We start from the raw sequence: 19,750 nt of genomic DNA, 5'->3' as shown, positions 1-19,750 counted from the left end.
CCCTCACGGACGACGTCAGGAGCGAGCGAGGTACTCCGCCGCGGCGCGCAGGCTCACGTAGGAGCCGCTGAAGGTGTCGATCCGCGGTCCGGCACCGGTTTCCGGCCCGGGAACCCCGGTTTCGACCCGGATGTAGTCCACAGTGGACAGTCCGGCCAGGAATTCCCGCACTGCCGGATGCCGGTGCGCCTCCCGGGTCACCACGACAACGCTGTCGACAGACGAAGCCTCCGCCAAGACCGTCGCGACGTCGTCGGGGGAAACTGAAAGCGTCCGAGTGCCCGGCACCAGTTCCGCCAGGTGAGCCCCCAGGCCCCACGGCATCGGACCGGCGGCGATACCCGGTTCGGTCTGCACGTCCACCACAAGCGCGCGGCCCGTGAGCCGAGGCGTGCCGGTGACCCGCAAGGCGGCCCGCGCGGCGGAGAGGCCGAGCGAGTAGTCCACCGGCTGCACGGTCGCGGGAGCCGGGGCGGTGCCGAGCGAAGCCGTCCGGACAGCGGCGTCAGCCAGCCGCTCCAAGGAAAGCCGTCCGCTGGCCACCGCCGCGACGATCGCGTCCGCGGTCCGGTCCAGCGTCTCGGCCTCGAACGGGGCCCCGCCGAGGCAAAGCGCGTCAGCGCCGCCCAGGAGAGCCCGGACCGAAGCCTCGCCGATCCCGTCGTGCCGCCCGTACGCCCCGGAGATGGCGCCCATCTCCAACGCGTCCGTGATGACCGTCCCGGTGAATCCCAGTTCGCCGCGCAGCACGTCGACCAGCGCGGTCCGGTTGAACGTCGCCGGTTCGTCGCCCCATTCCCGGACCACGAGGTGTCCGGACATGACCGTCCGGACGCCCGCCTCGATGGCCGCGGCGAACGGGACCAGTTCGACTTCCCGAAGCTCGGCCGCGGTCCGCGGCAGCACCGGCAGCGAGAGGTGCGAATCCTCGGTCGCCGCGCCGTGCCCGGGGAAGTGCTTCGCGCACGCGGCGACGCCGTACTTCTGCATGCCGGTCACGAACGCCGCGACGTGCGGCGAAGCCGCCACCGGATCCGAGCCGAACGCCCGCACGCCGATGCCCGGGTCCTCCGCGGCGAGCGTGAGGTCCGCGCACGGCGCGAGGTTGACCGTGACCCCGCACGCCGCCAGCCGCTCGCCGAGAGCCGCCGCGACGGACGCGGTCAGCTCCGGATCCCCGGCCGCGCCCAGCGCGAGCGGGCCGGGCACGAACGAGCCCTTGCCGACGTCGAGGCGGGTGACGTCGCCGCCTTCCTCGTCGATCCCGACGACCACGTCATCCCGCTCGGACCGCAATGCGGACGTGAGCGCGGCGACCTGCTCGTCGTCGACCACGTTGCGGCCGAACAGGATCACGCCGCCGAGACCCTCGGCGAGCCGGCGGCGCACCCAGTCCGGCGCCGTCGTTCCGGCGAATCCCGGCAGCAGCACGGCTTCGGCCAGTCTGCGCGGGTCGGACACCCCGGACACCTCGGACAGGTCAGCCACCGTCATCCCTTCACCGCGCCGGCGGTCATGCCGGACACGAGTTTCCGTTGCACGATCAGGAAGAAGATCACCGCGGGGATCGCGTAGATCACCGACGCGGCCATGACGCCGCCCCAGTCGATCGAGAACGCCGTCTTGAACGACGACAGCCACACCGGCAGCGTCTGCTTCGACTGGTCCCGCATGAACACCAGCGCGAACAGGAATTCGTTCCACGCCGTGATGAAGCTGAACACCGACGTGGTCACCAGGCCCGGCCCGAGCAGCGGCAGCGTGACCCGGCGGAAGGCGCCGACCCGGCTGCAGCCGTCGATCATCGCGGCCTCTTCGAGGTCGTACGGGATGCCGTTGACGAACCCGTAGAGCATCCACACGGTGAACGGCAGCGACGTCGCGAAGTAGACCAGCAGCAGCGACGGCAGCGTGTTCAGCAGCCCGATGTCGCGCATCAGCAGGTACATCGGGATGAACAGCGCTGAGAGCGGGGCCAGCTGCGCCACCAGGATCAGCAGCAGGAACCCCTTGCGGCCGCGGAAGCGGAAGCGCGCGAGCGGGATCGCCGCGAGCACGCCCACCACCAGCGCGGCCAGCACCGCGCCGAGCGTCACGATCAGGCTGTTGGTCAGGTACGTGACGAACCCGGGCTTGGTCAGCGCCGACGCGAAGTTCGACAGCGTCGCCGAGGTGGGGATCAGGTCGTACTTCGGCGACAGCACGTCGCCCGGCGTCTTCAGCGACGTCGTGAACATCCAGTACGTCGGGAAGAGGAACAGCAGCGCCACGAGCACGCCGGCGATCGACACCAGCACCCGGGCGGGCAGGGACTTCCTCATGCGATCTCCCCGTCCTTCGTCCGGACCAGCAGCTGCACGTACCGGCCGGTGACCAGCAGGAGCAGCACCAGCATGATGGTGGCGATGGCCGCGGCGGAGCCGAAGTGGCTGCCCGCGATGCCCTTGAGGTACTGCATGATCGCCAGCGTCGTGCTCGCGCCGTCCGGGCCGCCCTGGCGGATGGCCCACACCTGGGCGAACATGTTGAAGTCCCACAGCATCGACAGGAACGTCACCATCGTCAGGATCGGCCGGATCGCCGGCCAGCTGACCGCGCGGAACGTCTGCCACGGCCCGGCTCCGTCGATGCCCGCCGCCTCGTACTGCTCGCGCGGCACGCCGATGAGGCCCGCGTAGAGCGTGAACGCGACGAACGGGACGGCCTGCCACAGCACCAGCAGCCCGATCACCACGAGCGTGCTCGTGCCGGTGGAGAACCACGAATACCCGATGAACGAATGGAAGCCCAGCCGGTCCAGCGTCTTGTTGAGGATGCCGTACTGCTGGTCGAAGATCCACTGGAACACCGTGGTGGTGGCGATGACCGGCACCGCCCACGCGAGCACCAGCGAGACCTGCACGAAGATCCGCAGCACCGGGTTGAGGTGGCGCATCAGCACCGCGATCAGCAGTGCCACGAGCAGGGTTCCGGCGACGAGCGCGCCGGTGAAGAGGACCGTGCGGAGCGCGACTGCCCAGAACTCGGGGTCGGACAGCACGTCGGTGTAGTTCTTGAAGCCGATCCACACCATCTTGCCGGTCACCAGCTCGCGCAGGTCGAGCTGGCGGAGGCTGATGCCGAGCATCTGAACGGTGGGCCAGCCGAGCAGCACCAGCACGGCGGCGAGCGCGGGGAGGATCAGCAGGTACGGCATGAGCCGCTCGCTGAACCAGCCGCTGCCCCGCTTCCGCGCCGCCCCGACGTGCGCCGGTGCCGGCGGGGTCGCCCCCGCCGGCACCGGAGTGTCCTTCGTCGCGGTCATCCGCCGATGATCTTGTCGAGGGCAGTGTTCGCGTCGGCCGCGGCCTGGTCGAGAGTCTTCTTCCCGGTCAGGTAAGCGGTCAGCATGTCCTTCAGCGGGTTCTGGCCGGATTCGACCTCGCCCCACTTCGGGCTGGTCGGCATCGCGTGGCCGTTCTTCGACGCCTTCGCCATCACCGAGCCCAGCGGGTCCTTGTCGAGCGCGCTGAGGTCGGTCGAGGTGCCCGGCACGTAGCCGCCGGCGGCGAGCTGCGTCATGTACTTGGTGCTGGTCAGCAGCTTCAGGTAGTCCTTGGCGAGGTCCTGGTGCTTGCTGTTGAGCGGGACGAGCAGGTTCGAGCCGCCGAGGAACACCGGCGCACCCTGGCCGGGAGTCTTCGACGGGATCGGGAACGCGCCGGTCTTCGCGGTGATGCCCGGGTCGGTCTTGGCCGCGGTCGCCACCTCGTTCGGGGTGCCGATGAACATGGCGACCTTGCCGGCGGCGTAGATGCCGGCCTGCTGCGGGGTGGCCTCGTCGTTGTCCTTCGGCGCGGTGGTGCCGGAGGTGTCCACGAGCTTCTTGTAGAACTCGAGGCCCGCCTTGGCTTCCGGGGTGTTGAGCGAGGACTTGAAGGACTTGCCCTCGCCCTTGGCGATGTCGCCGCCGTTGTCCCAGATGAACGACGACAGCGCGTACCAGTTCTGGCCCGGCATGTAGAGCGGCTGGAACTGCGGGTCGCTGCCGAACTTCGTCTTCAGCTTCGCGATGTCGGCGAGCCATTCGTCGTTCGACGTGGGCGGCTGGGTGATGCTGGCCTGCTCGAACATGTCCTTGCGGTACATCACGACGCGGTTCGCGGCGTAGAACGGCACGCCGACGGTTTTGCCGTCGTACTGGCCGGACGCCTTGAGCCCGGCGAGCCACTGCCCGCCGTTGAGGTTGTTGACGTCGCCGGAGAGGTCGGCCAGCACGCCCTGCGCGGCGAACGCGGGGGTCTGGGTGTTGCCCACCTCGATGACGTCCGGCGGCGTGTCGCTCGCCAGCGCGGTGGTCAGCTTCTGCTGGATGCCGTTCCACTGCTGGATCTGGTAGTCGACCTTGACGCCGGGGTGGGCGGCCTCGAATTCTTTGTTCAGGGCGGCGGTCAGGCTGTCCGGCGCGGAGCCGGTCATCAGCCAGACCGTCAGCTTGCCGTCCTGCGCGCCCCCAGCGCTCGAGGCGTTCTCACTCCCGCCGGAGCCGGCACACCCGGCCGTGGCGAGCGTGATGGCGGCGGCTCCCGCCGCCAGCTTGAGCCAGCGCTTCACGTGTCTCGTCCTTTCGGTGCCCGGTCGTCGGCGACCGGGGCTGAATGACAAATGGTGTAGACCAATGTCCTGCAGGGTGGTCCGGACCACAGCCGGTGTCAAGCCGGTTGCCAAGATGTTGCGAAGACGTCTGCCTGGTTGACGCTGTGTGGCCGGGCGATTACCGGCGTCCGGGCGGAAAGCGCTGGTAGCGGCCGGTTTCCGCAGTGCGGGCAAGGGTTTCCGGTGCGGGGGAGTTGTTCGTGAACGGCTCGCCGGGCCGGGCGTGTCGCGCGGCCCGGGCGAGTCCCCGGCGGGTCCGGACGACCGACCTTCGGCCCTTGCGCGATGACAAACCGCGGTGTCCGCCGTTCGGCTCCCCGGCGTTGCCCCGTCCCGGCCGAGGCGGCCTGATTACCCACTGCGACGAGTGCCGGGCCTGCTGCCGACAGTGACCCGGGGTGGGTGAGTTTCATCCCGCCCCGCACCGGCCGTACCCCCGGTGACCTCGGAAAACCTCTTGTGTACCACGCGTCACATCACTCCCAGTGGTTTACAGGCGTCCCGCGTGTCACACACACTGGGGCTCGCCCAGGTGATCCGGTGCCGCTCTTGGGGAAGAGAGGCGGACGGCCGGAGCGCTCCCAGGGCGGGAAAAGAAGAGGGAGTAGAGGATGACGGGCTCCGGGCGGATAGCGGCTCGGGCGGGTGCGGTCGTCGCGGCGGCAGCGGTAGCTGCGGTCGGAGCGTTGGGGCTGCTGCACGCGCCCCAGGCGGTGGCGGCATCTGCCGAGGTGCCGGGCATGGACGTGTCCGGGCACCAGGGCAATGTGGACTGGAAGGGCGCCTGGAACGCGGGCGCGCGCTTCGCGTATGTCAAGGCGACCGAGGGAACCGGGTACCTGAACCCGTACTTCGCGCAGCAGTACAACGGTTCTTACGACGTCGGGATGATCCGCGGCGCGTACCACTTCGCGCGTCCGGACGTGTCCGACGGCGCGACGCAGGCGGACTACTTCGTCGCGCACGGCGGCGGCTGGTCCGCGGACGGCCGCACCATGCCGCCGATGCTGGACATCGAATACAACCCGTACGGCTCGACCTGCTTCGGCCTGTCGCAGTCGGCGATGGTGTCGTGGGTCCGGTCGTTCTCCGAGCGGCTGCACGCGAAAACCTCGCGCTGGCCGATGCTCTACACCACCACTGACTGGTGGAAGACCTGCACCGGCAACTCGAACGCGTTCGGCGACACGCATCCGCTGTTCATCGCCCGGTACGCGCAGAGCGCGGGCCCGCTGCCCTCGGGCTGGCGGTACTACACGGTCTGGCAGTACTCGGACTCCGGCACCAAACCCGGCGACCAGGACTCGTTCAACGGTTCGATGGAGCAGCTGATCAAGTTCGCCGGCGGCGAGGCGCCGAAGAGCGAGGCCCCGGCCCCGCCCAAGCCGACCACGTCGACGAAGCCGCCGACCTCGACGACGCCGACCACGAGCGCGCCGCCGAACTCCTCGGCGACCAAGACACCGACCAAGACACCGACGAGTTCGCCCAGCACGTCGCCGACGACGAGTACGAAGGCGAGCCCGACGACGTCGAGCAGCCCGGCGTCCTCGACCTCTTCCGCCACTAAGCCGCCGGCGTCGACTTCCTCGACCACGCCGAAGAAGGACATCAGCGGTCTCGTCTGGGCGGGCGGCAAGCAGGCGAACCCGCCGGGGTCGCTGTCGGACGCCAAGCACGCCGACTCGCTCACCGCCCGCGTCCACGAGGTCGCGAAGGTGACGCCGAAGGCCTCGGCCCCGCAGCAGGTCACGACCAGCCAGCCGACGCAGACCTCCGCGCCGGAAGCTTCGCAGCCGAAGCAGCAGGCGTTGGCGAAGACCGGGGTGAGCACTCCGCGGCTCGCGGTGTTCGGTGCGGCGCTGCTGGTGTTCGGGGCGATCCTGATGACGCTGTCCCGGATGGTCGCCCGGCGCTGATTCCGGCCGGGTCCGCGACTCCGCGCACGGAGCGCGGGCCCGGCCGTTAGGCTCCTGCCGTGACCACCACTCGACCCGAATTGCGCGGTTTCCCCGGCGCGGTGCTCGTCATCCGCTTCCTGACCGAGCTGGCGCTGCTCGCCGGTCTCGCGGTCGCCGGCGCGCGGCTCGGCGGGAACGTGTTCCTCGACATCCTGGCGGCGGTGCTGTGGCCGGCGCTGGCCGCGGTGATCTGGGGGCTCGTGATCGCGCCCCAGGCCAAGCGGCGCAGCCCGGAGCCGACGCGGTTCTTCCTGGAGTTCGGGCTGTTCGCGGTCGCGGCGCTCGGGCTGATCGCGTCCGGACTGCTGGTCGCGGGGATCGTGCTCGGCGTTGTCGGGATCGCCGTCGCGGTGGCCGTGCGGGTGTGGGCGAAGGACGGCTGAGCCGGGACCGGTCCCCGCGGTCGCTCCGTACGGTGCGCGCATGGATTTTCGTATCGCTGCTCGGACATTGCTCGCCCCGGTCGCGCTGCTCGCCGCGTTGACGGCGTGCTCGGGCAGCCCCGCCCCGGCTCCCGCGCCCGAACCGGTGCCGCCGTCTTCGTCCGCCGCGCCCGCGAAGGAATCGGTGCCGGACCGTCAGCCGCACACGCTCGTGCTGAACGCGACCGGCTCCGGTTCGCTGAAACAGGTCACCTACACCTTGGACGGCGCCGCGAAGGAAACCGGGCCGGTGAAGATGCCGTGGCGGCAGTCGCTCACCGTGCCCGCGGACGGGAAACCGCACCAGTGGACGCTGGAGATCACCTATTCCGGCGCGAGCGGCCACGTGGAGATGTATTCGGTGGTCGACGGGAAGGAATCCGCGCGCACCGCGAGCGGCGGGTCCGGGAACGTCACCGGGTCGGCCTCGGTCGGCGGTTCCGTGCAGGGCTGAGCGCTCAGGACGGGCCGGAGTCGTGGGTCCACCAGTCGATCATCGCGAACGGTTCGGTGCCGCGATGGGCGATCGCGAGGATCCTCGACTGGTCGTCTGTCCACTTGAGATAACGCTCGCCGCTCGGCGTGAGCGTCGCGCAGGCCAGCCGTCCGGTGCGGCCGTCGCGAGAGTACGGGCGGTCGGCGGTGAAGCCGGCCGGCTGGTCGGTGCACGCCTTTTCGGTGGTCTCGGTGCTGTTGAAGACCTGGTTCATCGTGGCGGCGTCCGGAAGCTGGTAGTAGACGACGAGGCCGGCGCCGCTGGTCTGTCCACAGGCGACAGCGGCATCGGCCTGCACAGCGCCGAGATCCTTCCAGCGCTGATCCGGCGACGGCCGCACGCAGTTGATCCGAGACGCGGCCGGGATCCGTTGCAGCAACGCCTTTTCGGCCGGGGTCGGGAACGCGGGGGAGGACTCCCGGTTGACCTGCGCGACGATCTGGTTCAGCGGCGCGAGATGCCACTCCGACCACCACCCGCCGGTGGTCGTCGCGTCGGCGCCGGTGACGTGGCCGACGAGGCGGAAGGAATCGAGGCTCCAGTCGAGCGCGACGGTGCCTTCTCGGCCGGGACGGCAGAGCACCTGCCCGAGGTCGACACTCAGCCAGTCGAAGCGGGTGGTGCTCAGGGATGCCCCCGGACAAGGTTTCCCGCTCGGCGCCTTCGAGGCGGCGACGAGACTGTCGAAGTCGTTGCGCAGGGTTCGGGTGTCGGCGAAGCGGTAGTAGGAGACATCGCGCGCGCCGGTTCCGCGTGGCGTGCAGGCGATTCCGGCGATGGCTCCGGGGTAGGCGCCGAGATCCGCCGGTGGTGCGCGGTGGCACTTGTTTCCGGCGGCGATCTTCGTGAGGGCTTCTTCGTCCGGGGTCGGGAAAGCCGGTGCGCCGGTCCAACCGGCCCAGGCGGCCCGCAAAGCCGCGTCGTCGTTCGCCGAGGTCCGGACGGTGGTGACCGCGCGCGCGGCGTCGTCCTTCCAGACCACAATGGACTCTCCGGCGCCGGATAGGCAGAAGACCCGGCCGAGAGCGGGCCCGGTCGCCGGGTAACGGTGTTCTGCCTCAGCCGCGACAGAGCAGTCTCCTTGTCCGGCAGGCACTCCGGCACGGGACAAGGCGGCCGAGTAGGCGTCTGCGGCCTGTTTCGGATCTGCGTAAAGCGAGGTGATGGCGGCGCGCCCGGACGGATCGCGGCAAGTGACGGTCGCGGTCGCGCCGTCGACGGTCGAGTCCGCGGCCGCGCAATCGGCGCGCAGGGCGGCGGGCAGCCGGGCGAGCGTGGCGTCGTCGAGCCCGGACAGGCCGCCGGTGGTCAGCTGGGCGACAAGCAGTCCCGCGGCGGCGACCGGGATTCCGGCGCGCACCCACCGCTGCCGGTGTCCGGTGGCGACCAGGTTCTCGACCAGCGCGGTGCACGTCGGATGCCGGGCCGCCGGATCGGGGCGGAGCGACCTGCGGAGGGCGCTGGCGCCGGGGCGCCGGAGGCGGGTGTGGTGGGTTGGGGGAGCGCCGGTGAGGCATTCGCGGAGCACACAGGCGAGCGAGTAGACGTCGGCGGCCGACGTGGCCGGTTCGCCCTGGCGTTGTTCGGGAGCGGCGTAGCCGACGGTGCCGAGGAACGCGCCGGTCTGGGTCAGCTGGGTGAGGTCGAGCTGGCGGGCGATGCCGAAGTCGCAGAGGTACGGGCGGCCCTGGGCGTCGAGGAGGATGTTGCCGGGTTTGACGTCCCGGTGCACGAGCCGTCGTTCGTGGGCGGCGTCGAGCGCGGCGGCGATCCCGCGTCCGATCGCGACGGTCTCCTTGAACGACAGCCGGCCCCGCTCGGAGAGCACCCGCGCGAGATTGGCGCCGCGGATGTACTCCATCGCGAGGTAGCCCAGGCGCCCGTCGTCGGTGAACCCGGCGTCGAGCACCGGAACGATGTTCGGGTGTTCGAGTTCGAGCGCGATGCGCGTTTCGCGCTCGAAGCGGGTGCGGGATTCGCGCGCCGCCAGGAACTCCGGGCCGACGACCTTGAGCGCCACCGTCCGCTCGTCCGTGGTGTCGACCGCTTCGAAGACCTCGCTCATCCAGGTGTGCGCGAGCTGGCGGACGAGCCGGTACCGGGGCAGCCGGCCGGTGATGTCCGGCCGGTCGAGCGTCGGTGCTTCGGTCTCGTCCACGCGGCTCTCCCCAGGTGTGCCGGAAAGCCTACCGAGGGTGCCCGCCGGTCCTGCTTGCGCACGCCGCGCCGGTGGATGAGACTCCGGCTATGCCGAGCCCGTTCAGCGCCGAAACGGCGGAAGCGATCCAGCACGCCCGCCAGCATTCCGTCGGGGATCTCCTGCGGCGCACCGCGTTGCGCCTCCCGGACAAGCTCGCGATCGTCTCCGGCGAGCGACGGGCGACCTACCGCGAGTTCGACGCGGCGGTCAACCGCTGCGCGCACCGGCTCGCCGACCACGGCCTCGCGAAGGGCGACCGGCTCGCGCTGCTCAGCCGCAACTGCTGGGAGTACGCGGTGCTCGTGTTCGCCACGGCCAAGCTGGGCGTGGTGCTGGTGCCGGTGAACTTCATGCTCGGCGCGGAGGAAGTCGCGTTCATCCTGGGCCATGCCGGAGTGTCCGGGCTGATCGCCGAGGACGCGCTGCTCGACACCGCGGCGGAGGCGTTGAAGCGCTCGGGCCGCACCGATGTCCTGCGCGGGCGGATCGGCGGCACGGGCGATTGGGAGAGCGTCGCGGACTGGATCGACGAGCCCGGCGACGAAACCGCTCCGGCGGTGCTCGTCGCGGACGACGATCCGCTGCGGCTGATGTACACCTCCGGCACCGAATCGCGGCCGAAGGGCGTGCTGCTGTCGAGCCGGTCGCTCATCGCGCAGTACGTCTCATGTGCGCTTGACGGCAGCATGACCGGCGACGACATCGAGGTGCATTCCCTGCCGCTCTACCACTGCGCGCAGCTGGACTGCTTCCTGTCGGTCGACGTCTACCTCGGCGCGACGAGCGTGATCCTGCCCGGCCCGGACCCGGCGGCGCTGCTGGCCGCGGTGGAACGCGAACGCGCGACGAAGCTGTTCGCGCCGCCGACGGTGTGGATCTCGCTGCTGCGGCACCCGGCGTTCGACACGACGGACCTGTCCAGCCTGCGGAAGGGCTACTACGGCGCGTCGCCGATGCCCGCCGAGGTGCTGCGCGAACTCTCGCGCCGGCTGCCGGACGTGCAGCTGTGGAACTTCTACGGCCAGACCGAAATGGCCCCGCTGGCCACGATCCTGCGTCCGCACGAACAGCTCGCGAAGGCGGGTTCGGCGGGCCGGGCGTCGATCAACGTAGAGACCCGGATCGTCGACGAGGAGGGCCGCGAGCTGCCGCCTGGAGAGGTCGGCGAGATCGTGCACCGCAGCCCGCACGCGACGCTCGGCTACTACGAGGACGAGGAGAAAACCGCCGCGGCCTTCGAAGGCGGCTGGTTCCACTCGGGCGACCTCGGCGTGCTCGACGACGAGGGCTACCTGTCGGTGGTGGACCGGAAGAAGGACATGATCAAGACCGGCGGCGAGAACGTCGCGAGCCGCGAGGTCGAGGAAGCGCTGTACCTGCTCGACGGGATCGCCGAGGTCGCCGTGTTCGGGGTGTCGCATCCACATTGGATCGAGGCGGTTACCGCGGCGATCGTGCCGCGCGAAGGCGTCACGCTCACTGAAGCCGAGGTTCTCGCGCACGCCCGCGAACACCTGGCGGGCTACAAGTGCCCGAAGTACGTGGTGTTCGTGGACGCGCTGCCGAAGAACCCGAGCGGGAAGATCGTCAAGCGTGCGCTGCGCGAGGGGCACGCCGGACTGGCGCAGGGGTGAAGCGCGGAGGCGAAAATGAGCTGTGCGCCGGGCGATCGGCAGCGAGACTGGGCCGATGATCCGTCTCGTCGAGCCGCCCCGCCTTGTCCTGCCCACGGTTGAGGTGCGCACGTCGTACCTCGTCGGCGAGCAGGTGGATTGCCTGTACGAAGGCCGTCCGACCGACTGGCTGGACGCGGCGAGCGTTGACTTCGCCGGGTTCGTCGCCGCGCGGCGCGAGGTGCAGCCGCGCTGGGGAGTGCCCTCCACGCTCTTCTGGTACGTCTCCGGCGAGTACTACCTGGGCACTCTGGTCGTGCGGCACGAACTCACGGCCGACCTCGCCGAGGCAGGCGGCCACATCGGGTACCACGTGGTTTCCCCGTGGCGCGGACAAGGCCACGCGACGCGGATGCTGACGGCCGGGCTCGCGGAGTGCCGCCGGCTCGGGCTCGACCGCGTGCTGCTGACCTGCGAGACGGACAACGAGCGTTCGCGCCGGGCGATCCTGTCCAACGGCGGGGTCCCGGACGGCCGAAGGCGCGGCGAGGACCGGTTTTGGATCGCTCTCGACGCGGACGCCGTCGCGTAGCGTTCGCGCCCAGCTTCGCGTCCCCGCACCCAGAGAAGTCCGTGAGGGGAACCTTCACGGAATCAGAGTCCGTCAGGGTTCCCCTCACGAACCCGGAGATCAGGCGAGCGTGGCACCGTAAGCGGCGAGTACCGGCGGCAAGGGCTGGAAGAAGCTGACCTGGTTGTTCCCGCCGGACAGCACCCCGTAGCCGACCCCGGCGTAGAACAACGGGCCGCCGCTGTCGCCTGCCCCGACCGGGATGTCGGTGGCGATCGTCCCCACCACCTGCTTGCCGTCGCCGAAGTTCACGGTCTGGTTGAGGCCCAAGACCTTTCCGCACGTCTTCTTCGTGGTCATGCCGCTCCGGCACACCAACTGTCCCACCGCCGGCGTGCCCGCGCGCAGGATCCGCTGGGTGCTGCCGTCGTAAAGGTCGACCTGGCTGTGCCCGGAGCCGGACGGGTTCTCGACGCGGCCGTAGTCGGTCACCGGGAAGTGGCTGTCCACGTTGCGGCCGATGTCTTTCCAATCGAGCCCGTGCTCGGTGCAGTGCCCGGCGGTGAGGAGGTACCGGACGTCCTTGACGAGGATCGCGAACCCGGCGGAGCAGTAGTACGGCTCGCGCCCCGGCCCCGGCGAGACGGTGTACATCGCGTCGCCGCCGTTCACCGCCGCGGTGACCGCCGAGGCGGGAGGGCTGACCAGCAAGGCGGCCGAAGCCGCGGCAATCAGCACTCCGGTCAGCTTGCGGCGCGAGCAGCGCAACATCGGCAGGTCCTTCCGTCCACAGGAGACTGGCTACGTGCGGCCAGTCCAGCGCCGGGCGGACGGCGGCACAAACGGAGTCAGCCTGCTGCCCCGGGACTGCCTCCGAACGGGTGACAACAACACTGGCCGGACGCCTGTCCGCACGGCACACTGACCCGGGCCGCGCGACCGCCGGTGACCTGCGCGAACAGCACGAACTCCCGGGGGAGGTGTGACGTCGGCGATGTCTCACGATCCGGGACGGGCGCCGCCGTCGTGGTGAATTTCCTTCGCGTTCTTTACTGTCACGTCGTCAAGTAACGCTGATCTGCATAGGGAACCGTTGTCCGACATCCTGTCCCCGGGCGGCGCTGGGGTCCCGGCGGCCGCTCCGGCCTCCCGGAACCTGTGGCGCGCGCTGCGGCACGACCGCTGGGCGCAAGCCAGCGCGGTCGTCATCGTGCTGGTGATCGTCACCGCTCTCGCGGCTCCCCTGCTCGCCCTGATCGAGGGCCAGGATCCGTACACGTACCACACCGAACTGCTCAATCCGGCCGACGGCACCGGCGCGGGATTCCTCGGCGGGATCAGCGGAAGCCACTGGTTCGGCGTCGAACCGCTGACCGGGCGGGACCTCTTCGCGGTCGTCGCGTACGGCGCGCGCACGTCGTTCCTGATCGGGCTCGCCGCGACCGCGGTGTCGATGCTGCTGGGCGTGCTGCTCGGGGCGAGCGCCGGGTACGTCGGCGGCTGGTGGGACACCGTGGTGAGCCGGGTGACCGACGTGCTCCTCGGATTCCCGCAGCTGATCTTCATGATCGCGCTCGGCGCGGTCGCCCCGCAGTCGATCCCGCGGCCGCTGCTGCTGATCGCGGTGATCGGCCTGTTCGGCTGGCCGCGCGTGGCCCGGGTGGTCCGCGCGCAGACGCTGAGCCTGCGCAACCGCGACTTCGTCAGGGCGGCCCGCGCACTCGGCGCGGGCGGCGTGCACGTGTTCCGCCGCGAGCTGCTGCCGAACCTGTGGGCGCCGATCATCGTGCTGGCGACGGTGAGCATCCCGGCCAACATCGGCCTGGAAGCCGCGCTGTCGTTCCTCGGCGTCGGCATCCCGCCGCCGACGCCGAGCTGGGGCCGTTCCATCAGCGACGCGATCAACTGGGTGCAGACCGATCCGATGTTCCTCATTTTCCCCGGCGCCGCGCTGTTCGTCGCGACGCTGGCGTTCAACATGCTCGGCGACGGGCTGCGCGACGCGCTCGACCCGAAGACGGCGGTGCGCCGGTGAACCGCACTCTGCGTTTCGTGGGCATCCGCCTGCTGGGCATGCTCGGCGTGCTGCTCGTGGTCAGCTTCGGCACCTTCGCGGTGTTCTACCTGCTGCCCACCGACCCGGCGTTCATGTCCTGCGGCAAGCCGTGCACGCCGGAGAACCTGGCGCTGGCGCGGGAGTTCATGGGCTTCGACAAGCCGTGGATCCAGCAGTACTTCGACTTCCTCGGCGGCATCTTCACCGGCCGCACGTTCGGCACCGGCGTGACGGCGATCGTCTGCTCCGCGCCCTGCTTCGGGTATTCGTTCCAGCAGAGCGAACCGGTGCTGGCGCTGATCGGCGACCGGTTGCCGATCACGGTTTCGCTGGCCATCGGCGCGTCGGTGATCTGGCTGATCGCCGGCGTCGCGACCGGCGTGTTCTCCGCGCTGCGCCGCGGCAAGTTCGCCGACCGGGCCGCGATGACGGTGACGCTCGCCGGGGTGTCCGCGCCCGCGTATCTGGTGGGGCTGCTGGGAATTCTGCTCTTCGGCTTCACCCTCGACGTGGTGCCGGTGAGCGGCTACGTGACGTTCGCGCAAAGCCCGGTCGACTGGGCGTGGCACCTCGTGTTGCCGTGGCTGGTGCTGGCGTTCATCAACGCCGCGGTGTACGCCCGGCTCTCGCGCGGCCAGATGCTCGAAATCATGGGCGAGGACTTCATCCGCACCGCGCGGGCGGTCGGCCTGCCGGAGCGGACCGTCGTCGGGAAATACGCGCTGCGCAATGTGTTGCTGCCGGTGGTGACGGTGTTCGCGGTCGACCTCGGCGCGCTGCTCGGCGGCGCGGTGATCACCGAGCGGGTGTTCGCGCTGCCCGGTCTCGGCGGGCTGCTCGTCGACGCCGTGCACCAGGTGGACCTTCCGGTGCTGATGGGCGTCAGCCTGTTCGCCGCCTTCTTCGTCGTCCTCGCGAACTTCGCGGTGGACGTGCTCTACGGGGTCCTCGACCCCCGCGCTCGGCTCGGTTCTTGAGAAAGGGAACGGAAAAACCATGGATCGCAGGGACTTCCTGAAGGCGCTGGGCATCACCGCCACGGTCACCGGGGCAGGGGCGTTCCTCGCCGCGTGCAACGCGAACGAGCAGTCCGGCGGCGGGGGCGCGGTCGCGGTGGCGTCCGGCGGCACGCTGTACATCCTCAGCGACACCACCTCGCAGCACCTCGACCCGGCGAAGAGCCAGAACCTGGCGATCACCACGATCAGCCTGATCCACCGGCGGCTCACCGCGTGGAAGACCGCCGAGGACGGCCCGGCCACCGTGGTCCCGGACCTCGCCACCGACACCGGCCGGGCGAGCGCGGACGGCAAGACCTGGACCTACACGCTCAAGGACGGCCTGAAGATGGCCGACGGCACGCCGATCACCAGCGCCGAGATCAAGCACGGCATCGAGCGGTCGTTCGATCCGGCGTTCTCCGGCGGCCTGAGCTACCACAAGAACCTGCTCGACGGCGCGGCAGGCTACAAGGGCCCGTTCAAGGGCGGCGAACTCGCGTCGATCGAGACGCCGGACCCGAAGACGATCGTGTTCCACCTGGCCCGGCCGTACGGCGACTGGCCGTGGATCGCGAGCATGCCCGCGTTCGCGCCGGTGCCGAAGGGCAAGGGGACCGACGCGACCTACGACACGAAGCCGGTCGCGTCCGGCCCGTACCAGGTCGAGTCGTACCAGAAGGGCGTGCAGGTCAAGTTCGTCCGGAACCCGAACTGGGACGCCAAGACCGACCTCGCGCGCACCGGCCTGCCGGACGCGGTCGTGATCCAGATGGGCCAGGACACCGGCGTCGTCGCGAAGCGGCTGCTGGCCAGCCAGGGCAACGACGCGTTCGCGTTCGGCTCGTCGTTCGTGAATCCGGCGCAGCTGGCGCAGATCCGCACGAACCCGGCGGCGAAGAACCAGCTCGTCACGTCGAAGTCCGGCGCGCTGGCCTACCTCGCGCTGAACACCAAGCGCGGCCCGCTGGCGAATCCCAAGGTGCGCCAGGCGTTCCAGTACGCCGTGGACAAGACCGCCTACCAGGTCGCCGCCGCGGGCAGCGCGGACCTGGCCGGCCCGATCGCCACGACGCTGATCACCGAGGGCATCGCCGGGCGCGAGGTGTACGACCTCTACCCGGCTCCGCCGAACGGAGACGTCGCGAAGGCGAAGCAGATGCTCGCCGAGGCGGGTTTCCCGAACGGCATCGACAACCTGGACTTCCCGGTGTCGACGGCGAACAACGAGGCGGACAAAGCGCAGGCGATCCAGGCCGCGCTGCAGCGCGCGGGAATCCGCACGAAGCTGCGCCCGCTCGACGACGAGGCGTGGACCACGCTGGTCACCGGCAACGACGGCAACTACGACCTGACTCTGGGCTCGTGGCAGCCGGACTTCCCGAGCGCCAACGCCAACATCGAGCCGTTGTTCGGCACCTCGGAGATCGGCAACGGCGGGTACAACGAGGCGCGCTACTCGGTGCCGGAGGTGGACGCGCTGATCGCGCAGGCGCAGGGCACGGTCGACCCGACGGCGGCCGGGAAGCTGTGGGCCAAGGCGGACAAGCGGATCATGCAGGACTCGCCGGTGATCCCGCTGATCTACACGCGCAACTCGTTCTTGCACGGCGCGAAGGTCGGCAATTTCGCGATCGGCGCGTTCCCGGCGTACCCGAACTACCTCCAGATGGGCCTGGCGAAGTAATCCCGTGTCCGAGCAGCTGCTGTCCCTGCGCGACGTCTCGATCCGGTTCGGCGACACCCTCGACGCTGTCGCGGTCCGCGAGGTGAGCTTCGAGGTGCACCCCGGCGAGGTCGTCGCCCTCGTCGGGGAGTCCGGTTCCGGCAAGTCGGTCACCGCGCTGTCGCTGCTCGGCCTGCTGCCGGACACCGCGACGGTGACCGGTTCCGCGGTGCTCGACGGCCGCGATCTGTACACAGTGGACGGTCCGGCGCTGCGCGCGGTGCGCGGCGGCGAGATCGGCATGGTGTTCCAGGAGCCGATGAGCGCGCTGAACCCGGTGTTCCGGATCGGCACGCAGCTCGTGGACGCCGTCCGGGCACATCGCAAGGTGTCTCGGGCAGTGGCGCGGGAACGGGCCCGGGAACTGCTGGAGCTCGTGGAGCTGGACGCGCGGCGCGTGCTGCGCGCCTACCCGCACGAGCTGTCCGGCGGGCAGCTGCAGCGGGTGGTGATCGCGATCGCGCTGATCCACGATCCGAAGCTGCTGATCGCGGACGAGCCGACCACGGCGCTGGACGTCACCGTGCAAGCCGGGATCCTGCAGCTGCTGCGGTCGCTGCGGGACCGGCTCGGCACGGCGATCCTGCTGGTGACGCACGACATGGGCGTGGTCGCGGACGTCGCGGATCGGGTCGTGGTGCTCCGTGACGGCGAGGTGGTCGAGCAGAACACGGCGGCCGGGTTGTTCGCCGCACCGCAGGCCGGCTACACGCGAGAACTGCTGGATTCGGTGCTGTCGCTGGGTTCCGCGCCTGCTGGTGCGGTGCGGCCGACGTCGGCTCCGCTGGTTTCGGTGACCGATCTGGCGGTGACCTACCGGGTCGGCGGCGGGGCTCCGCCGGTGCGCGCGGTCGACGGCGTCTCCCTCACGATCGGGACCGACGAGGTGCTCGGCCTCGTCGGCGAATCCGGTTCGGGCAAGAGCACGATCTCGTCCGTGCTGACCGGTTTGGTCACGCCGTCGGCAGGCACCGTGCAGGTCGACGGCGTGGACATCGCGCGGGCGTCGGCCCGGCAGCGGCGGGAAATCCGGCGGCAGATCGGGATCGTGTTCCAGAACCCGGCTTCCGCGCTCAACCCGCGCGCGACGATCGGCGCGAGCATCGCCGAACCGCTGGTGGTGCACGGCGAACGCGGCGAGCACCGGGAGCGGGTCGCGGAACTTCTCGCCGCCGTGCGCCTGGATCCGAGCTGGAGCGGCCGGTACCCGCACGAATTGTCCGGCGGGCAGCGGCAACGCGTCGGGATCGCGCGGGCGCTGGCGCTGCGGCCCCGGCTGCTGATCGCGGACGAGCCGACGAGCGCGCTGGACGTCTCGGTGCAGGCTTCGGTGCTGGACCTGCTGGCGGACCTGCAGCGGGAACTGGCGTTCGCGTGCCTGTTCATCAGCCACGACCTGGCGGTGGTGGAGCGGGTCGCGGACCGGGTTGTCGTGCTGCATCACGGCAAGGTGGTCGAGGAGGGTCCGGTGGCGTCGGTGCTGGGCTCGCCGCGGGAGGACTACACCCGCCGGCTGGTCGCGGCGGCGCCGGTCGCGGACCCGGAACGGCAGCGGGAACGCCGGGAGGCTTGGCGCGCGCTGTCCGGCTGACCGATGAGTTCGCGCCCTTCCGGGAGTCGGTACGGAAAACGGAAGGGACTGACATGGGAAAGCTGCTGTACTCCGCCGCGATGTCGCTGGACGGGTTCATCGCCGGGCCGGGCGGGGACATGGGATGGCTCGCGCCGTACACCGGGGACGCCTCGGCGGACGAGCTGGCCGCGGAGGTTGGCGCTCTGCTGGTCGGCCGCCGGACCTTCTCCGGCGACGACCCTTATCGCGGCACCGAAGCCGAGGGCAAGGCCTTCGGCGGCTTGTGGGACGGGCCGCAGGTGGTGCTGACCCGGGGTGTCGCGCCGGCGGTGCCCGGGGTGACGTTTTGTTCGTCTCTCGAGGAAGGCGTCGCGGCGGCTCGAGCGGCGGCGGGGGAGAAGACGGTGAATGTGCTGGGTGCTTCGGTCGGGCGGGCCTGTGTGGAGGCGGGTTTGCTGGACGAGGTCGCGGTGATGGTGATGCCGGTGCTGCTCGGCGGAGGCGTGCGGTTGTTCGAGCGGGCAGGGTCGCCGGTGCGGTTGGAGCTGCTGGCGCAGCAGGGGACGAGCCTTCGGTATCGCGTGCTGCGCTGAGCGTCAGCGGTCCTCATCGGCGGGCTGCCGGCGTCGGTTTCGACCGGAAACGGCCGCATCCCGGGGCAGAAACCCGTCGAGAGCACTGGATCACGTCCGAGGCGGGTTTACAGCGCGGACCGGGGGTCCCTAGGATCTGCGGCGCCGGAAGTGCCGCGGACGCGCGGCCCCGGCGGGGTGGAGGTCTGGATGGGGAACCCGGAGTCCGGCAGCGACCTCGAGTCGGTCGCGAATCTCGTGCGGCTGTCCGAGACGGCGCCGATGCCCCGGATCGACGGCAGCGAACCCCCGCCGCTGGTGCGTCCCCGGGCCGAGAGCGGCACCGAGACGACCTCGGCGTTCGGCGGGGTCCTCGACCTTTCGACCGGTTCGCCGGCCGAACAGCTCGCCAAACGCGGCCCGGTTCCCGCCGCGGATCCGCCCGCGAAGCCGGCGCAGACCGCGCCGCCGGCCCAGCGACGGCCCGCGCGCTACGGCGTCTTCGCCGGTGCGGCAGTGGTGCTCTGTGCGGGGCTGGGCTCGTGGGCGTTGTGGCCGTCGACGTCCGGCGGGGCCGATCCGCAGCCCGTCCAGCCGCCGCCCGCTCCGGCGCACACGACTTCTTCCGCGCCGCCCGCGGTGAGCACGCTGAGCGCGTCCCCCGGCCCGGCCAGCGGCCAGGTGCGGGACACGATCGTCCGGGCCAGCAGCCGTCCCGCGACGACCGCGCCGCCGCCGCGCGTCCAGCCGACGCAGGACCCGCAGCAGGACAGCCGGAACCAGCCGCGCGACCCGATGGGAGACGCGTTCCGCTCGGCGGTCAGCTCGTACATGGAGCAATGGGGCGGCGACAACGGCGACCAGCCGCGCCGCTGGCACGGCTGAGCGGCGGCAGTACTACTCTCAGTAGGCCACTGTCGACCGACT

17 protein-coding genes are annotated in these 19,750 nt (G+C 70.5%); 11 read left to right on the top strand and 6 right to left on the bottom strand.

What is annotated here, in order from left to right:
- Positions 1 to 15: 15 nt before the first annotated feature.
- Genes ABD156_RS20610 through ABD156_RS20595 form a run of 4 tightly spaced genes read right to left on the bottom strand, consistent with a single transcriptional unit; the run spans position 16 to position 4,593 of the window.
- Positions 16 to 1,494, bottom strand: coding sequence for a glycoside hydrolase family 3 protein (locus tag ABD156_RS20610; protein ID WP_344275775.1), 1,479 nt, complete (start codon positions 1,492 to 1,494; stop codon positions 16 to 18).
- Positions 1,491 to 2,321 carry a carbohydrate ABC transporter permease gene (locus tag ABD156_RS20605; protein WP_344275772.1) on the bottom strand — a complete coding sequence of 277 codons (831 nt, stop codon included), beginning with the start codon at positions 2,319 to 2,321 and terminating at the stop codon, positions 1,491 to 1,493. Before ABD156_RS20605 ends, ABD156_RS20610 begins: the two co-directional genes overlap by 4 nt.
- A complete protein-coding gene (locus tag ABD156_RS20600; protein ID WP_344275770.1) occupies positions 2,318 to 3,304 on the bottom strand; it encodes a carbohydrate ABC transporter permease in 987 nt (328 codons plus the stop codon). The genes ABD156_RS20605 and ABD156_RS20600 overlap by 4 nt, the downstream gene beginning before the upstream one ends.
- Positions 3,301 to 4,593 carry a sugar ABC transporter substrate-binding protein gene (locus ABD156_RS20595; protein ID WP_344275767.1) on the bottom strand — a complete coding sequence of 431 codons (1,293 nt, stop codon included), beginning with the start codon at positions 4,591 to 4,593 and terminating at the stop codon, positions 3,301 to 3,303. The genes ABD156_RS20600 and ABD156_RS20595 overlap by 4 nt, the downstream gene beginning before the upstream one ends.
- 653 nt (positions 4,594 to 5,246) lie before the next feature.
- On the opposite strand from ABD156_RS20595, the gene ABD156_RS20590 reads away from it, so the two are divergent.
- Genes ABD156_RS20590 through ABD156_RS20580 form a run of 3 tightly spaced genes read left to right on the top strand, consistent with a single transcriptional unit; the run spans position 5,247 to position 7,472 of the window.
- The gene (locus ABD156_RS20590) at positions 5,247 to 6,554 is read left to right on the top strand and encodes a lysozyme (protein ID WP_344275764.1); all 1,308 of its coding nucleotides are present in this window, start codon (positions 5,247 to 5,249) and stop codon (positions 6,552 to 6,554) included.
- A gap of 59 nt (positions 6,555 to 6,613) precedes the next feature.
- Positions 6,614 to 6,979 (top strand): YrdB family protein, encoded by a 366-nt coding sequence (locus ABD156_RS20585; protein WP_344275761.1) that lies wholly within the window; start codon positions 6,614 to 6,616, stop codon positions 6,977 to 6,979.
- A gap of 40 nt (positions 6,980 to 7,019) precedes the next feature.
- Positions 7,020 to 7,472, top strand: coding sequence for a hypothetical protein (locus ABD156_RS20580; RefSeq protein WP_344275758.1), 453 nt, complete (start codon positions 7,020 to 7,022; stop codon positions 7,470 to 7,472).
- A gap of 4 nt (positions 7,473 to 7,476) precedes the next feature.
- Here ABD156_RS20580 and ABD156_RS20575 read toward each other — a convergent pair whose 3' ends face one another.
- The gene (locus ABD156_RS20575; RefSeq protein WP_344275755.1) at positions 7,477 to 9,672 is read right to left on the bottom strand and encodes a protein kinase domain-containing protein; all 2,196 of its coding nucleotides are present in this window, start codon (positions 9,670 to 9,672) and stop codon (positions 7,477 to 7,479) included.
- Between the two features lie 89 nt (positions 9,673 to 9,761).
- Here ABD156_RS20575 and ABD156_RS20570 point away from each other — a divergent pair, with 89 nt between their 5' ends.
- Complete coding sequence (locus ABD156_RS20570) at positions 9,762 to 11,348, top strand: acyl-CoA synthetase (protein ID WP_344275752.1); 1,587 nt, start codon at positions 9,762 to 9,764, stop codon at positions 11,346 to 11,348.
- 55 nt (positions 11,349 to 11,403) lie between these two features.
- Positions 11,404 to 11,919, top strand: coding sequence for a GNAT family N-acetyltransferase (locus tag ABD156_RS20565; RefSeq protein ID WP_344275749.1), 516 nt, complete (start codon positions 11,404 to 11,406; stop codon positions 11,917 to 11,919).
- A gap of 99 nt (positions 11,920 to 12,018) precedes the next feature.
- Here the strand turns inward: ABD156_RS20565 and ABD156_RS20560 are convergent, their stop codons facing one another.
- Positions 12,019 to 12,669, bottom strand: a complete 651-nt coding sequence (locus ABD156_RS20560; protein WP_344275746.1) for a S1 family peptidase — start codon at positions 12,667 to 12,669, stop codon at positions 12,019 to 12,021.
- 322 nt (positions 12,670 to 12,991) lie between these two features.
- On the opposite strand from ABD156_RS20560, the gene ABD156_RS20555 reads away from it, so the two are divergent.
- The 6 genes from ABD156_RS20555 to ABD156_RS20530 all read left to right on the top strand — a co-directional run bounded on the left by ABD156_RS20555 (position 12,992) and on the right by ABD156_RS20530 (position 19,708).
- Positions 12,992 to 13,933 carry an ABC transporter permease gene (locus tag ABD156_RS20555; protein WP_344275743.1) on the top strand — a complete coding sequence of 314 codons (942 nt, stop codon included), beginning with the start codon at positions 12,992 to 12,994 and terminating at the stop codon, positions 13,931 to 13,933.
- A complete protein-coding gene (locus ABD156_RS20550; protein ID WP_344275740.1) occupies positions 13,930 to 14,931 on the top strand; it encodes an ABC transporter permease in 1,002 nt (333 codons plus the stop codon). Before ABD156_RS20555 ends, ABD156_RS20550 begins: the two co-directional genes overlap by 4 nt.
- Before the next feature lie 19 nt (positions 14,932 to 14,950).
- Positions 14,951 to 16,639 (top strand): ABC transporter substrate-binding protein, encoded by a 1,689-nt coding sequence (locus ABD156_RS20545; RefSeq protein WP_344275737.1) that lies wholly within the window; start codon positions 14,951 to 14,953, stop codon positions 16,637 to 16,639.
- Between the two features lie 4 nt (positions 16,640 to 16,643).
- Positions 16,644 to 18,269 (top strand): dipeptide ABC transporter ATP-binding protein, encoded by a 1,626-nt coding sequence (locus tag ABD156_RS20540; protein ID WP_344275735.1) that lies wholly within the window; start codon positions 16,644 to 16,646, stop codon positions 18,267 to 18,269.
- A gap of 53 nt (positions 18,270 to 18,322) precedes the next feature.
- On the top strand, positions 18,323 to 18,844 hold the full coding sequence (locus ABD156_RS20535; RefSeq protein WP_344275732.1) for a dihydrofolate reductase family protein: 522 nt from the start codon (positions 18,323 to 18,325) through the stop codon (positions 18,842 to 18,844).
- Between the two features lie 189 nt (positions 18,845 to 19,033).
- A complete protein-coding gene (locus ABD156_RS20530) occupies positions 19,034 to 19,708 on the top strand; it encodes a hypothetical protein (protein ID WP_344275729.1) in 675 nt (224 codons plus the stop codon).
- The last annotated feature ends 42 nt before the right edge of the window (positions 19,709 to 19,750 follow it).

The organism is Amycolatopsis albidoflavus (genome assembly GCF_039525725.1).
In the GTDB taxonomy this organism is placed as follows: domain Bacteria; phylum Actinomycetota; class Actinomycetes; order Mycobacteriales; family Pseudonocardiaceae; genus Amycolatopsis; species Amycolatopsis albidoflava.
The sequence above is the reverse complement of the archived record's forward strand: the minus strand, read 5'-3'. Positions and strand labels throughout refer to the sequence as shown.